At 50.8% G+C, this 14090-nt stretch carries 13 protein-coding genes and 5 tRNA genes; 9 read left to right on the forward strand and 9 right to left on the reverse strand.

Going from position 1 to position 14090, the window contains the following annotated elements:
* Positions 1-216 precede the first annotated feature (216 nt).
* The 9 genes from proV to emrB all read left to right on the forward strand — a co-directional run bounded on the left by proV (position 217) and on the right by emrB (position 9561).
* Positions 217-1416, forward strand: a complete 1200-nt coding sequence (gene proV / locus M2371_RS11085) for a glycine betaine/L-proline ABC transporter ATP-binding protein ProV (protein WP_034497895.1) — start codon at positions 217-219, stop codon at positions 1414-1416.
* Positions 1413-2495 carry a glycine betaine/L-proline ABC transporter permease ProW gene (gene proW / locus M2371_RS11090; RefSeq protein WP_115627508.1) on the forward strand — a complete coding sequence of 361 codons (1083 nt, stop codon included), beginning with the start codon at positions 1413-1415 and terminating at the stop codon, positions 2493-2495. The genes proV and proW overlap by 4 nt, the downstream gene beginning before the upstream one ends.
* A gap of 59 nt (positions 2496-2554) precedes the next feature.
* A complete protein-coding gene (proX, locus tag M2371_RS11095; protein ID WP_259267735.1) occupies positions 2555-3547 on the forward strand; it encodes a glycine betaine/L-proline ABC transporter substrate-binding protein ProX in 993 nt (330 codons plus the stop codon).
* Between the two features lie 159 nt (positions 3548-3706).
* Positions 3707-4882, forward strand: a complete 1176-nt coding sequence (locus M2371_RS11100) for an MFS transporter (protein ID WP_115627506.1) — start codon at positions 3707-3709, stop codon at positions 4880-4882.
* Between the two features lie 124 nt (positions 4883-5006).
* Entirely contained in the window at positions 5007-5747 is a 741-nt protein-coding gene (locus M2371_RS11105; protein WP_259267736.1) for an AzlC family ABC transporter permease, read from the forward strand.
* Positions 5744-6085, forward strand: a complete 342-nt coding sequence (gene ygaH / locus M2371_RS11110; protein ID WP_259267737.1) for an L-valine transporter subunit YgaH — start codon at positions 5744-5746, stop codon at positions 6083-6085. Before M2371_RS11105 ends, ygaH begins: the two co-directional genes overlap by 4 nt.
* An 84-nt stretch (positions 6086-6169) precedes the next feature.
* Positions 6170-6700, forward strand: a complete 531-nt coding sequence (mprA, locus tag M2371_RS11115; RefSeq protein ID WP_034497909.1) for a transcriptional repressor MprA — start codon at positions 6170-6172, stop codon at positions 6698-6700.
* Positions 6701-6834: 134 nt separating this feature from the next.
* Positions 6835-8007 carry a multidrug efflux MFS transporter periplasmic adaptor subunit EmrA gene (gene emrA, locus M2371_RS11120; RefSeq protein WP_034497911.1) on the forward strand — a complete coding sequence of 391 codons (1173 nt, stop codon included), beginning with the start codon at positions 6835-6837 and terminating at the stop codon, positions 8005-8007.
* Positions 8008-8022: 15 nt separating this feature from the next.
* The gene (gene emrB, locus M2371_RS11125; RefSeq protein WP_172893416.1) at positions 8023-9561 is read left to right on the forward strand and encodes a multidrug efflux MFS transporter permease subunit EmrB; all 1539 of its coding nucleotides are present in this window, start codon (positions 8023-8025) and stop codon (positions 9559-9561) included.
* A gap of 88 nt (positions 9562-9649) precedes the next feature.
* Here the strand turns inward: emrB and luxS are convergent, their stop codons facing one another.
* From luxS to M2371_RS11170, 9 genes are all read right to left on the reverse strand, one after another.
* Complete coding sequence (luxS, locus tag M2371_RS11130; RefSeq protein WP_115627502.1) at positions 9650-10165, reverse strand: S-ribosylhomocysteine lyase; 516 nt, start codon at positions 10163-10165, stop codon at positions 9650-9652.
* A gap of 154 nt (positions 10166-10319) precedes the next feature.
* Positions 10320-11876, reverse strand: coding sequence for a glutamate--cysteine ligase (gene gshA, locus M2371_RS11135; RefSeq protein WP_115631768.1), 1557 nt, complete (start codon positions 11874-11876; stop codon positions 10320-10322).
* Between the two features lie 79 nt (positions 11877-11955).
* Positions 11956-12384 carry a YqaA family protein gene (locus M2371_RS11140; protein ID WP_172893415.1) on the reverse strand — a complete coding sequence of 143 codons (429 nt, stop codon included), beginning with the start codon at positions 12382-12384 and terminating at the stop codon, positions 11956-11958.
* Positions 12381-12947: a fructose-1-phosphate/6-phosphogluconate phosphatase gene (gene yqaB, locus M2371_RS11145; protein WP_172893414.1), complete on the reverse strand. Its 567-nt coding sequence runs from the start codon at positions 12945-12947 to the stop codon at positions 12381-12383. The genes M2371_RS11140 and yqaB overlap by 4 nt, the downstream gene beginning before the upstream one ends.
* A gap of 295 nt (positions 12948-13242) precedes the next feature.
* Positions 13243-13319 (reverse strand) — tRNA-Arg (locus tag M2371_RS11150).
* Positions 13320-13382: 63 nt separating this feature from the next.
* Positions 13383-13459: transfer RNA gene (locus M2371_RS11155), tRNA-Arg, on the reverse strand.
* 62 nt (positions 13460-13521) lie between these two features.
* Positions 13522-13598, reverse strand: a tRNA-Arg gene (locus tag M2371_RS11160).
* Between the two features lie 196 nt (positions 13599-13794).
* A tRNA-Arg gene (locus M2371_RS11165) sits at positions 13795-13871 on the reverse strand.
* Positions 13872-13875: 4 nt separating this feature from the next.
* Positions 13876-13968 (reverse strand) — tRNA-Ser (locus M2371_RS11170).
* Between the last annotated feature and the right edge of the window lie 122 nt (positions 13969-14090).

The raw sequence follows: 14090 nt of genomic DNA on the forward strand, positions 1-14090 counted from the left end.
ACCGAATTTCCCATCCGCTTACAAAAAATATCATCTTTCTCTGATTTGCCCTCAGCCCTTTACTCATGGGAAATTCTGCCCACTCAAGCCGCGTGGATATTGGATATATCGGAAATCGAGGGTTGTCTCAGATTCTGAGTATGTTAGGGTATATGCAGTGAATATTTCCATCAGGAATTGTGTATAAATATATAAATACAGGAATAACTTTATTGCATGGCAATTAAACTTGAAGTAAAGAATTTATATAAGGTATTTGGCGAGCATCCACAGCGTGCATTCAAATATATAGAGAAAGGTATTTCAAAGTCTGAATTATTGGAGAAAACAGGGCTGTCGCTTGGCGTAAAAGACGCCAGTCTGGCCATTGAAGAAGGCGAGATTTTTGTCATCATGGGGTTATCGGGTTCCGGTAAATCCACCATGGTTCGCCTTCTCAATCGCCTGATTGAACCAACCCGTGGGCAGGTACTCATTGACGGCGTTGATATTGCCAAAATATCCGACGCAGAACTTCGTGAAGTCCGCAAAAATAAAATCTCTATGGTATTCCAGTCATTTGCTCTGATGCCCCATATGACGGTGTTAAATAACGCCGCATTCGGCATGGAATTAGCTGGCATCCCGGTTAAAGAACGTCAGGAAAAAGCGCTGGATGCGTTACGTCAGGTAGGGCTGGAAAATTATTCCCATGCTTATCCTGATGAGCTTTCTGGTGGTATGCGTCAACGTGTGGGTTTGGCCCGCGCTTTGGCTATTAATCCGGATATATTATTGATGGATGAAGCCTTCTCCGCACTCGATCCTTTAATTCGTACTGAAATGCAGGACGAGTTAATTAAATTGCAGGCGAAACATCAGCGTACCATTGTATTTATTTCTCACGATCTGGATGAAGCAATGCGTATTGGCGACCGAATTGCCATTATGCAGGGCGGCGAAGTGGTGCAGGTCGGGACACCGGATGAAATTCTGAATAACCCGGCGAACGATTATGTGCGCACCTTCTTCCGTGGTGTGGATATTAGCCAGGTATTTAGTGCCAAAGATATTGCCCGTCGTAGCCCGGCAGGTCTGTTGCGTAAAACCGCCGGTTTTGGCCCTCGTTCTGCACTTAAACTGCTCCAGGATGAAGACCGTGAATATGGTTATGTCATTGAGCGCGGGCAAAAATTCCTCGGCATTGTCTCAACCGATTCTCTGAAAGCCGCACTCGCTAAGGGTGAAGGTCTGGATGGGGCTTACCTCGAATCTCCTGCGGCGGTTTCCGCAGAAACGTCACTGAGTGACTTACTTACCCATGTCGGCCAGGCTCCGTGCGCGGTTCCGGTTATTGGGGAAGAGAGTCAGTACGTGGGCATCATCTCAAAAGGGGTGCTGCTACAGGCGTTAGATCGTGAAGGGGTAAGTCAATGAGTGCATCAAATCCGTGGGATACCGGCAGCGCAGCGGCTGCCGACGCAACAACACAACAAGCGGCTTCAACTGCCGATGCGTGGGGAAGCCAGGCCGCTTCAACACCCGCAGCAAGCAGCAGCGCAGACTGGCTGAACTCAGCGCCTGCTCCGCAAGCCGAGCATTTTAATATTCTCGATCCCTTTCATAAGACGCTTATTCCGCTCGATAGCTGGGTGACAAGCGGCATCGATTGGGTGGTAATGCATTTCCGCCCGGTGTTCCAGGGGATCCGCGTTCCGGTGGATTACATCCTGAGCGGTTTCCAGCACTTTTTGCTGGGCATGCCGGCCCCCGTCGCCATCATTTTGTTCGCGCTGATTGCGTGGCAGATGTCGAGCCTCGGGATGGGTATCGCAACACTGGTTTCGCTGGTGGCGATTGGGGCGATTGGTGCCTGGTCGCAAGCCATGGTGACGCTGGCGCTGGTGCTCACCGCCCTGCTGTTCTGCATGATAATCGGCCTGCCGCTTGGGATTTGGCTGGCACGCAGCGAACGTGCCGCGAAGATAATTCGCCCATTGCTTGACGCGATGCAAACCACTCCGGCGTTTGTTTATCTGGTACCGATTGTGATGTTGTTCGGTATCGGTAATGTGCCGGGCGTGGTGGTGACAATTATCTTTGCCCTGCCGCCAATCGTACGTCTGACGATCCTGGGCATTAAGCAGGTGCCGGAAGATTTGATTGAAGCCTCACGCTCGTTTGGCGCAAGCCCGCGCCAGATGCTGTTCAAAGTTCAGCTTCCGCTGGCAATGCCGACCATTATGGCCGGTGTTAACCAGACGCTAATGCTCGCACTTTCGATGGTGGTTATCGCCTCGATGATTGCCGTTGGCGGTCTTGGCCAGATGGTACTGCGCGGGATTGGCCGTCTCGATATGGGTCTTGCGACCGTAGGCGGCGTCGGTATTGTAATACTTGCCATTATTCTCGACCGCTTAACTCAGTCCATTGGCCGCGATTCACGCAGCCGTGGCAACCGCCGTTGGTACAACTCAGGTCCAATTGGTTTAGTGACCCGTCCCTTCATTAAATAAGCCTGGCGGCGGCATTCGTGCCGCCCCTCGCCCCATCACCACAATCAGGAATAACGACGATGCGACACACAACTCTATTAGCTACAGCTCTTGCCACACTCGTTACTACCACCACTTTTGCTGCTGATTTGCCGAGTAAAGGCATTACCGTTCAGCCCATTCAAAGCACCATTTCTGAAGAAACATTCCAGACTGAACTGGTCAGCCGGGCGCTGGAAAAAATGGGTTACACCGTCAATAAGCCAAGTGAAGTCGATTACAACGTCGGTTACACCTCAATTGCCTCTGGCGACGCCACGTTTACCGCAGTGAACTGGCAGCCTTTGCATGACGATATGTATGCCGCAGCGGGTGGCGATAAGAAATTCTATCGTGAAGGTGTGTATGTTACCGGCGCTGCACAGGGTTATTTGATTGATAAAAAAACTGCTGACCAGTATCACATTACCAATGTTGAGCAGCTAAAAGATCCCAAAATCGCCAAACTGTTCGACAGCAACGGCGACGGCAAAGCCGACATGATGGGCTGCACACCGGGTTGGGGTTGTGAAGCGGTCATTAATCACCAGAATGAAGCGTTTAAGCTGGCTGATACCGTCACGGTGAATCACGGTAACTATTCCGCCATGATGGCTGACACAATTGCGCGCTTTAAAGAAGGCAAGCCGGTACTGTATTACACCTGGACGCCTTACTGGGTAAGCGATGTGCTCAAACCGGGTAAAGATGTGGTGTGGTTGCAAGTACCGTTCTCTTCTTTGCCGGGTGAGCAGAAAGACATTGATACCAAACTGCCGAATGGCGCGAACTACGGTTTCCCTGTGAATACCATGCACATTGTGGCAAACAAAGCCTGGGCTGCGAAAAACCCGCAGGCCGCGAAACTGTTCAGCCTGATGAAATTACCGCTGGCAGATATTAATGCTCAGAATGCAATGATGCACAGCGGTCATGCTTCAGAAGCTGATATTCAGGGTCACGTTGATGGCTGGATTAAAGCTCACCAGGCCGAGTTCGATGGCTGGGTGAATGAGGCGCTGGCAGTTAAGTAATAGTTCATATCTAGCTGAGGACGCCCTCATCCCGGCCTTCTCCCCCAGGAGAAGGTTAGGGTGAGGCGTCCCAATAAAATCAAACCGCACAATCCGACTCCCGCTTGCCTTAATTTTCGCTATTATTCCCGTCCTGTCATTTCCAACCGAAGAATAAGAATGAATAAAACCTCCCAGGGACTTAGCCCAGCTCTCATCGTCCTGATGTCTATTGCCACGGGTCTGGCCGTTGCAAGCAACTACTACGCACAACCCCTGCTCGACACCATCGCGAATGCGTTTTCGCTCTCCATCAATCAGGCCGGATTTATTGTGACCGCCGCACAGCTTGGCTATGCCGCAGGTTTGCTGCTGCTGGTGCCGCTGGGTGATATGTTTGAGCGCCGTGGGTTAATAGTGTTTATGACGTTGCTGGCAGCGGGCGGCATGGTCATCACGGCACTAAGCCAAACGCTGTGGGTGATGATCCTCGGCACTGCACTGACCGGGTTGTTCTCGGTGGTGGCGCAAATCCTCGTGCCCCTGGCGGCAACGCTTGCCGAGCCTGAAAAGCGTGGCAAGGTCGTCGGCACGATTATGAGCGGGCTGTTGCTCGGCATCTTACTGGCACGAACTGTTGCCGGATTACTGGCAAGTCTCGGCGGCTGGCGGACGGTGTACTGGGTGGCGAGTGTACTCATGATCTTTATGGCTATAGCGCTGTGGCGCGGGCTGCCGAAAGTGAAGTCCGAAACGCACCTTAATTACCCGCAATTGCTCTCTTCGGTATTCGGCCTGTTTATCAAAAACCCACTATTGCGTACCCGTGCATTGTTGGGCTGCCTGACGTTTGCGAACTTCAGCATTCTCTGGACATCAATGGCATTTCTGCTGGCATCACCGCCGTTTAACTTCTCGGATGGGATGATTGGCCTGTTTGGCCTGGCAGGTGCGGCGGGGGCATTGGGTGCGCGTCCGGCGGGCGGTTTTGCCGATAAAGGCAAAGCGCATCTTACGACGACCATTGGGCTTGTGCTGTTGTTGCTGTCGTGGATTGCTATCGCGATGGGGCAGTATTCAATCATCGCACTTATCATTGGTATTCTGGTTCTGGACTTAACGGTACAGGGCGTGCATATCACCAACCAAACCGTTATCTACCGCATGATGCCGGATGCGCGAAATCGCCTGACCGCCGGTTATATGACCAGCTACTTTATTGGCGGGGCCGCAGGTTCGATTATTTCTGCCAGCGCTTATCAACATGCTGGATGGAATGGCGTGTGCGCGGCGGGTGCCATCATTGCCCTACTAAATTTGGTAGTGTGGTGGCGCGGTTATCACCGTCAGCCGTGATACCACTAATCCTTTACAGACCCTGCGGATAATTTGGGGTATTAAGGGTCGTACCAGTCTGTTAAGGTTATCCCTGTTTGTTCATTCGAGTGACATTAACGTCAGCAATAGATAAATAGTTAATATGGATAGTCCTGCAACAGTTCCACTAAATAACAAACAAAACGATGCTACCTGGGTTGAAGGGCTGAAAGACAGTTTACCGATTGTCATCAGCTATATTCCGGTAGCATTCGCATTTGGATTGAATGCGACCAAGCTGGGATTCACGCCACTTGAGAGCCTGTTTTTCTCCTGCATTATTTATGCTGGTGCCAGCCAGTTTGTAATTACCGCTTTATTAGCTGCTGGCAGTTCTTTGTGGGTAGCCGCATTAACAGTCATGGCAATGGATGTGCGCCACGTCTTATACGGCCCTTCCCTGCGCCAACGAATTACCCGTCAGTTGAGCAAACCTAAAACCGCGATTTGGGCTTTTGGGCTGACCGACGAAGTTTTTGCCGCAGCCACTGCGAAACTGGTGCGCGATAACCGCCGCTGGAGCGAAAACTGGATGATCGGCATCGCATTCAGCTCCTGGTTCTCGTGGATACTGGGCACCGCGCTAGGATCATGGTCCGGGAATGGTTTGCTGGATAACTTCCCTGCTGTGGAAGCGGCGTTAACCTTTATGTTACCCGCCCTTTTTATGAGCTTCTTACTGGCGTCGTTCCAGCGTAAGCAGTCATGGACGGTGACCGCTTCGCTTGCGGGCGCATTACTGGGCGTCACGCTGATTTCTATTCCTGCGGCGATTTTTGCGGGCATTGCGTGTGGATGCATGGCGGCATTAGTACAGACGTTTTATCAGGGAGAACCAGAATGAGTACACAAGTGCTTTTGCTGGGTCTGCTGGTCGGCTTTGCTAACTATATGTTTCGCTATTTGCCTCTGCGCATCCGGGCAAATTCGACGCGTCCGGCAAAACGTGGGGCGACAGGTGTTCTGCTCGACAGTATTGGCATTGCGTCAATTTGCGCTTTGCTGGTGGTTTCCAGCGTGCCTGAAATCATGCATGACGCGCAGCGTCTGATCCCGACGTTAATGGGATTTATCATTCTCGGGCTGAGCTTTTACAAAACTCGCAGCATTATTATCCCGACGTTATTAAGTGCTCTGGGTTATGGATTAACCTGGAAACTCATGATGGTGATCACCGTCTGACGATGAAAAACGTATAAACAATACATTTACTTTATTTGTCACCATCGTTATTATATCGACCGCAACTAATGAGGTTATGCCAAAATGGATAGTTCGTTTACGCCCATTGAACAAATGCTAAAATTTCGCGCCAAACGCTACGAGGAATTCCCATACCAGGAAGTTCTTCTGACCCGCCTGTGCATGCACATGCAGGGAAAGCTTTTGGAAAACCGCAATAAAATGCTGAAAGCTCAAGGGATTAACGAGACGCTATTTATGGCGTTGATCACTCTTGAATCGCAGGAAAGCCATAGCATTCAGCCTTCAGAATTGAGCTGTGCTCTGGGTTCTTCCCGTACCAATGCGACCCGTATTGCTGATGAACTGGAAAAGCGTGGTTGGATTGAACGCCGTGAAAGCGATAACGATCGCCGCTGCCTGCATCTGCATTTGACCGAAAAAGGTCACGAGTTCTTACGTCAGGTGCTACCGCCGCAACACCGCTGCTTGCATGAGCTGTGGTCTTCACTGAGCGGAACGGAGAAAGAGCAGTTGGAAAATATTACCCGCAAACTGCTGACCCGCCTGGATGAAATGGATGAGAACCAGACCGTACTTGAAGCCGTGCGCTAAGTGCCGTCATCGCGTGAAATCGTAGTGCCCCAAAAAAGATGAATACCAACAGGCCAGCAACTCACCTTGCTGGCCTGTTGGGTCTAACAGGTCGGCTCAGCCGATCACTATAATAAAAAAGTGTGGAGATAAGCATGAGCGCACATGCGGAGACTCAAACCCCGCAGCAGCCGGGTAACAAGAAAGGCAAACGTAAAGGTGCCTTACTCCTGTTGACCCTGCTGTTTGTCATTATTGCTGTGGCATATGGGATTTACTGGTTTTTAGTATTACGTCACTACGAAAATACGGATGATGCGTATGTGGCCGGTAATCAGGTACAGATAATGTCCCAGGTTTCCGGAAGCGTAACCAAGGTTTGGGCTGATAATACCGACTTCGTTAAACAAGGCGATGTGCTGGTGACGCTGGACCAGGCTGATGCAGAGCAAGCCTTTGAGCAAGCACAAACCGTGTTGGCTTCAAGTGTTCGTCAAACGCGTCAGTTAATGATTAACAGCAAGCAATATCAGGCCAATATTGAGCTGCAAAAGACTTCTCTTGCACAAGCTCAAAGCGACCTGAATCGCCGCGTACCGTTGGGGAATGCCAACCTGATTGGTCGTGAGGAATTGCAACACGCCCGTGATGCCGTTGCATCGGCTCAAGCGCAACTGGATGTTGCCGTTCAGCAATATAATGCCAATCAGGCGATGATCCTGGGCACTAAACTCGAAGAGCAGCCAAGCGTTAAGCAGGCCGCAGCCGAGTTGCGTAATGCCTGGATGGCGCTGCAACGTACCAAAATCGTCAGCCCAATGACCGGCTATGTTTCACGCCGTGTTGTGCAAGTTGGCGCGCAAATTAGCCCAACGACTCCGCTGATGGCCATCGTGCCTGCAAGCGGTTTGTGGGTGGATGCAAACTTCAAAGAGACCCAACTTGCGCATATGCGCATCGGCCAACCGGCGACTGTTGTCAGTGATATTTACGGCGATAAAGTTGAGTACACCGGTAAAGTTGTCGGCCTGGATATGGGCACCGGCAGCGCGTTCTCTTTGCTCCCGGCACAAAATGCGACGGGTAACTGGATCAAAGTCGTTCAGCGTTTGCCTGTGCGTATTGAACTGGATGCAAAGCAGCTTGAGCAACATCCGCTGCGAATCGGTTTGTCGACACTGGTGACTGTGGATACCAGTAACCGCGAAGGCAGTATGCTGGCAAATACGACTCGTCACTCTCCGGTGTATGAAAGCAATGCGCGTGAGCTGAATCTTGCGCCTGCCAACGAGCTTATCAATAACATCATCCAGGCCAATGCGGGTTAACAAAGCGGAGCTTGTATGAAACAGCAGAAACCGCTGGAAGGTGCTCCACTGGTCATTATGACCATCGCCTTGTCATTGGCGACCTTTATGCAGGTGCTGGACTCTACCATCGCCAACGTGGCAATTCCGACTATCGCCGGGAACCTTGGCTCATCATTGAGCCAGGGAACCTGGGTTATTACCTCGTTTGGGGTGGCAAACGCCATCTCCATTCCGATAACCGGGTGGCTTGCCAAGCGCCTTGGTGAAGTGAAGCTGTTCATGTGGTCAACGATTCTGTTCGTGTTGGCATCATGGGCATGTGGCGTGTCCAAAAGCCTGGAGATGCTGATTTTCTTCCGCGTTATCCAGGGGATTGTTGCCGGGCCGTTGATTCCGCTCTCACAAAGTCTGCTGCTGAACAATTATCCACCTGCTAAGCGAAGTATCGCTCTGGCGCTGTGGTCGATGACGGTTATCGTAGCGCCAATTTGTGGGCCAATTCTCGGTGGTTATATCAGTGATAACTACCACTGGGGATGGATCTTCTTTATCAACGTGCCGATCGGTGCGGTGGTGGTTCTGCTGACGCTGCAAACGCTACGTGGGCGCGAAACTAAAACCGAGCATCGTCGCATTGATGCCATCGGCCTTGCGCTGTTGGTTGTAGGCATTGGTAGCCTGCAAATCATGCTCGACCGCGGTAAAGAATTGGATTGGTTTAACTCAACCGAAGTGGTGGTTCTGACTGTCGTCGCGGTGGTGGCGATAAGCTTCTTGATTGTCTGGGAGCTAACGGACGACAATCCGATCGTTGATTTGTCGCTGTTTAAATCGCGAAACTTTACCATCGGGTGTCTGTGTATCAGTCTCGCCTACATGCTCTACTTCGGCGCAATTGTTTTGCTGCCGCAGCTATTGCAGGAGGTATATGGCTACACGGCAACCTGGGCGGGTCTGGCGTCGGCACCGGTCGGGATCATTCCGGTTCTGCTATCGCCGATTATCGGGCGCTTTGCTCACAAGCTCGATATGCGGCGTCTGGTGACGTTCAGCTTTATTATGTACGCCGTCTGTTTCTACTGGCGTGCTTATACCTTTGAACCGGGAATGGATTTTGGCGGGTCAGCGTGGCCGCAATTCATTCAGGGCTTCGCTGTGGCCTGTTTCTTTATGCCATTGACGACGATTACCCTTTCCGGTTTACCGCCTGAGCGCATGGCCGCAGCATCGAGTTTGTCGAACTTTACCCGAACCCTTGCCGGTTCGATTGGCACGTCGATAACCACGACGCTTTGGACTAACCGCGAAGCGTTGCACCATTCGCAGTTAACGGAGTCGGTCACGCCATTTAACCCGAATGCGCAGCAGATGTATTCGCAGCTCGAAAATCTCGGTATGTCGCCGCAACAAGCCTCTGGCTATATTGCGCAGCAGATTACCAACCAGGGGCTGATTATTTCGGCCAATGAGATTTTCTGGTTCTCAGCGGGAGTCTTTATTCTGTTGTTGGGGTTGGTGTGGTTTGCCAAACCACCGTTTGGTGCCGGTGGTGGCGGCGGTGGAGCGCACTAAGTCAGACAGAATGTCAGAAATACAAAAGGGGCCGATTGGCCCCTTTTTGCTTTTACTCATTATTGTCGGATGACGTTGCTTATCCGACCTACAGGTGCAGCTCTTTAAGTGTCTCTTTCGGCAAAGCCAGCTCTTCGTTGCTGTTTACGCTCACGCCATGCTCAAGGATATGACGCGCGATATCCTGCGCTTCTTGCAGCGAGTGCATGTGGTAAGTGCCACATTGGTAAACGTTCAGCTCAGGGATCTGGTTTTGCTCTTTCACCTTCAGTACGTCTTCCATTGCCGCTTTCCATGCATCAGCAACGCGAGTCTCTTCCGGTACACCAATCAGGCTCATATAGAAGCCCGTACGGCAGCCCATTGGTGAAATATCAATAATCTCTACGCCATTCCCGTTCAGGTGGTCACGCATAAATCCAGCAAACAGGTGCTCAAGAGTATGAATCCCTTTTTCTGGCATCACTTCCTTGTTCGGGATACAAAAGCGCAGATCAAATACAGTGATAGTATCGCCATGAGGCGTATGCATCGTTTTGGCCACACGCACTGCTGGTGCGCCCATTCGGGTATGGTCAACGGTGAAGCTATCCAACAACGGCATCTGACAACCTCCGATAAGTGATTTTTTTAAAAATAAAATGAACCAATCTTTCCTACGCTACTCTGAGTATATGAAAGACGCGCATTTGTTATCATCATCCCTGATTCAGAGATGAATATTTTGGCCACACTCATTGTGGCCTTTTTCTTTTGTATCAAGAGTGACTTTCAAGCCAGACATCAAACGGCTCAGTATCACTGGCCTCGATATCACGCTGGCGCTGCCATGAAGCATCACACTCTTTCTGCAATACTTCTTCAGTCAAAATCTCCAGCGGCTCTTGTACCAGAACCTGACGGTATTGCTCTGCCAACGCAAGCCCTGTACCGCCAATACCATTATCAATCATAGACCGCAGAATACGTGCTGAGTACGTTAATTCTGGATCGTCAAAGCACGCAACCAGTTGGTCGCACACATCCTGATATTCTGTATTTCCGGCAATGCCATCGAGCGTTTCGGCAACGCGGCGTAAATCTGCAAACAGATCTTTGCCCACTTTTGGCAGCGGATGTTGCGCGGTTTCACAGCCCATACCCAGCGTCAGGCCCGGTTTGCGGCCTTCAAGAATCACACGATTCCAGTTTTTGCGGGTACATAACAATTCGTCGCTGCTCATTTCCGGCGCGTCAGCCAACACACACCAAATCATAAACAGATCAAGGAAACGAACCTGCTGCTCGTCAACGCCAATTGGCGAGAATGGGTTGATATCGAGGGAACGCACTTCGATATATTCAATCCCGCCACGCATCAGCGCATCAGAAGGCGACTCACCCGGCCCTGTGACGCGTTTCGGGCGAATCGGTGCATAGAGTTCATTTTCGATTTGCAGCACGTTGGTGTTGATTTGAAGACGCTTGCCGTCCTTCTCTAACCCCATCTGCTCGTATTCTTCCGATGGCGTCTTAATGGCGCGTTTCAATCCGGCGACATAAGTTTCCAAATCGTTAAACGTGATACCAAGATTGCTCTGGGATTTATTGGTATAACCCAAATCGCTCAGGCGCAATGAAGTCGCATACGGTAAGTAATTCATGCCGCATTCGGTTTTTTCAAACGGCAATGCGCTTTCTTTCCCTTGCAGGAAGGATGAACAGATTGCAGGCGATGCACCGAATAAATATGGAATGACCCAACCAAAACGGTAGTAGTTACGAATCAGGCGGAAGTATCCGGCGGAAATCGCTTCTTTACCGCTCTGCGCATCTTCTACGCCCAGACGTGCCTGCCAGAACTCCAGCGGCAACGAGAAGTTGTAGTGAACGCCAGAGATGGTCTGCATCAACGCACCGTAACGGTTTTTCAAACCTTCACGATATAACGTCTTTAAACGACCGTTGTTGGATGAGCCGTACTGTGCCAGCTCAATGTTCTGACCATCGTTGATGTAGCATGGCATGCTCAGCGGCCACATGCGCTCGTCACCCAGTTCACGGGCCGTATGGCGATGGAGATCGCGCATAAACGTCAGCATATGGTCGATGTCGCCATCAACCGGAGTGATAAACTCCAGCAGTGCTTCTGCGAAATCGGTGGTTATCCATTTGTGTGTCAGCGCTGAACCAAGGCTTTCCGGGTGGCCTGTTGTCGCCAACTGGCCATCTGGCGTGACTCGCAGCGTTTCACGCTCAAGACCACGATGAATACCTTTTACTGCCTGAGGATGCTTTTCCAGCCAGGCCAGCGCCTGTGATACGTTCGGGATCAAATTGACCTCCCGCCTGTCGAATTCATTTTTATTAAGCATAATTGTTTTAGGTGGGGGTGATAATTATCATTCCACTCAATTAGTGCCACCACGCCATGCCTTGAACCGTTGCAGCCGCTACAACGATATAGCGAAGCGCTTTACCAAGGCATAAAAAAAAGATTACCGGTCCCCAGCTCATTCTTAATAAGCCAGCTAACAGGCACAGCAGATCGCCGATTACAGGCATCCAACTGAGTAATAATGTTACCGGGCCAAAACGCTCCAGCCACGCACTTGCCTTTCCATGCCAGCGCGACGTTTCCCGTAACGGGAAAAACCGCCCCAGAATAACGTTAGTCAGGCCTCCAAGGCTATTACCCATTGTTGCTATCACAATGAGTAACCAGGTCGGCCCTGTGCCTGCAACTAATAGCGCAATCAGCACCGCCTCTGAACTTCCTGGCAATAAAGTTGCGCTAAGAAAACTGCTGGTAAATAACGAAAAAAGCGAAAGCGCCTCACTCACAGCAAACGGACGTCCACACCATCCATTCCAGCCGCTCGCGCCGCTTCGAGGCCGAAATCGGCATCTTCAAACACCACACATTTTTGCGGTGCAACGCCCATTAATTCAGCGCATAGCAAAAAAGTATCAGGAGCGGGTTTGTGATTTTTAACATGATCGGCCGCGACCACTGCAGAGAAATACTGGCGTAAACCTAAGTGCTTCAGCAGCGCCTCGGCAATATCGCTTTCGCTGCCTGTTCCCACGGCCATTGGTCGACGACCATGCCAGGATTTAACAACATCAATGAGGGGAAGCGGGCGCACCGTATCAAGAAGCATAGTTCTTACGGCCTGCGTTTTTTCCTGCGCAAGACGATGGGGATCAAGATCTGCACGATTGAGTTCGATAATCGCCTGCGCGATGCGCCAGGTTGGGGAGCCATTCAACGCAACCATTGCCTGTTCGTCGAACTGCATACCATAACCCGCTAGCGTTTCACGCCACGCCTTACGATGTGTTGGCTCAGTATCGAGGATGGTTCCGTCCATATCGAAAATCAGACCGTCGTAACGTTCGTACATCTCATCCCTCACATCACACAATATTGAGGCGTTACTTTAGCGTAAACCAATAATATTGTCGCTTATTTGTAATTGAGATAGTTCAGAAGGTAACTAATGGGTTTGTGTGGTGTTACTGGGTTTTTTGTTTTTGAAATTCAGGAGGTAAAACTTGGGGGAATATGATGCACCCAGGAAGATTACTCGCGAAGGCTCGCCCTTCGGGCCGTTGCTGAAGCAACGTTATCTTCCCTTGTGCTTGCTGAGAAATTGAATTTCTCTGAAGCGCTACCATTGCTGGTATTTGGGGGGAATATGGTGCACCCAGGAAGATTCGAACTTCCGACCGCTCGGTTCGTAGCCGAGTACTCTATCCAGCTGAGCTATGGGTGCATCGGGTTACTGCTTTGACTTCTGAATCAATGTCACTGAACTTGCCATAACATCGAAAAAGAATGGTGCACCCAGGAAGATTCGAACTTCCGACCGCTCGGTTCGTAGCCGAGTACTCTATCCAGCTGAGCTATGGGTGCATCGGGATACTGCTTTGACTTCTGAATCAATGTCACTGAACTTGCCGTAACATCGAAGAAGATGGTGCACCCAGGAAGATTCGAACTTCCGACCGCTCGGTTCGTAGCCGAGTACTCTATCCAGCTGAGCTATGGGTGCACAGGATTACTTCTTTTACTGCTGACTTAATGCTGTTTGTTGTTCTAAACAACATCAACAAGATGGTGCATCCGGAGCGTTACTCGCGGTGCTTGCCCTGACGAGCCGTTGCGTTAGCAACGTTTTTCTCCCTGCTGTTCATTAAGAAATTAACTTTCTTTGGAACACTACCGGTGCTACGTGGTAGGAGGAAGAATGGTGCACCCAGGAAGATTCGAACTTCCGACCGCTCGGTTCGTAGCCGAGTACTCTATCCAGCTGAGCTATGGGTGCAAAATGGCGGTGAGGCGGGGATTCGAACCCCGGATGCAGCTTTTGACCGCATACTCCCTTAGCAGGGGAGCGCCTTCAGCCTCTCGGCCACCTCACCACACGCCTCTTTCGAGGTGTACCGTTGAACTTGTTTCTGCTCATCGGCACTGCGTGGCGCACATATTACTTTCCCGCACTTATAAGTCAAACAATTTTTCCCAACTAATTTTTAATTGCACA

The sequence above is a fragment of the Buttiauxella sp. BIGb0471 genome (assembly GCF_024807715.1).
Taxonomy (GTDB): Bacteria; Pseudomonadota; Gammaproteobacteria; order Enterobacterales; family Enterobacteriaceae; genus Buttiauxella; species Buttiauxella agrestis.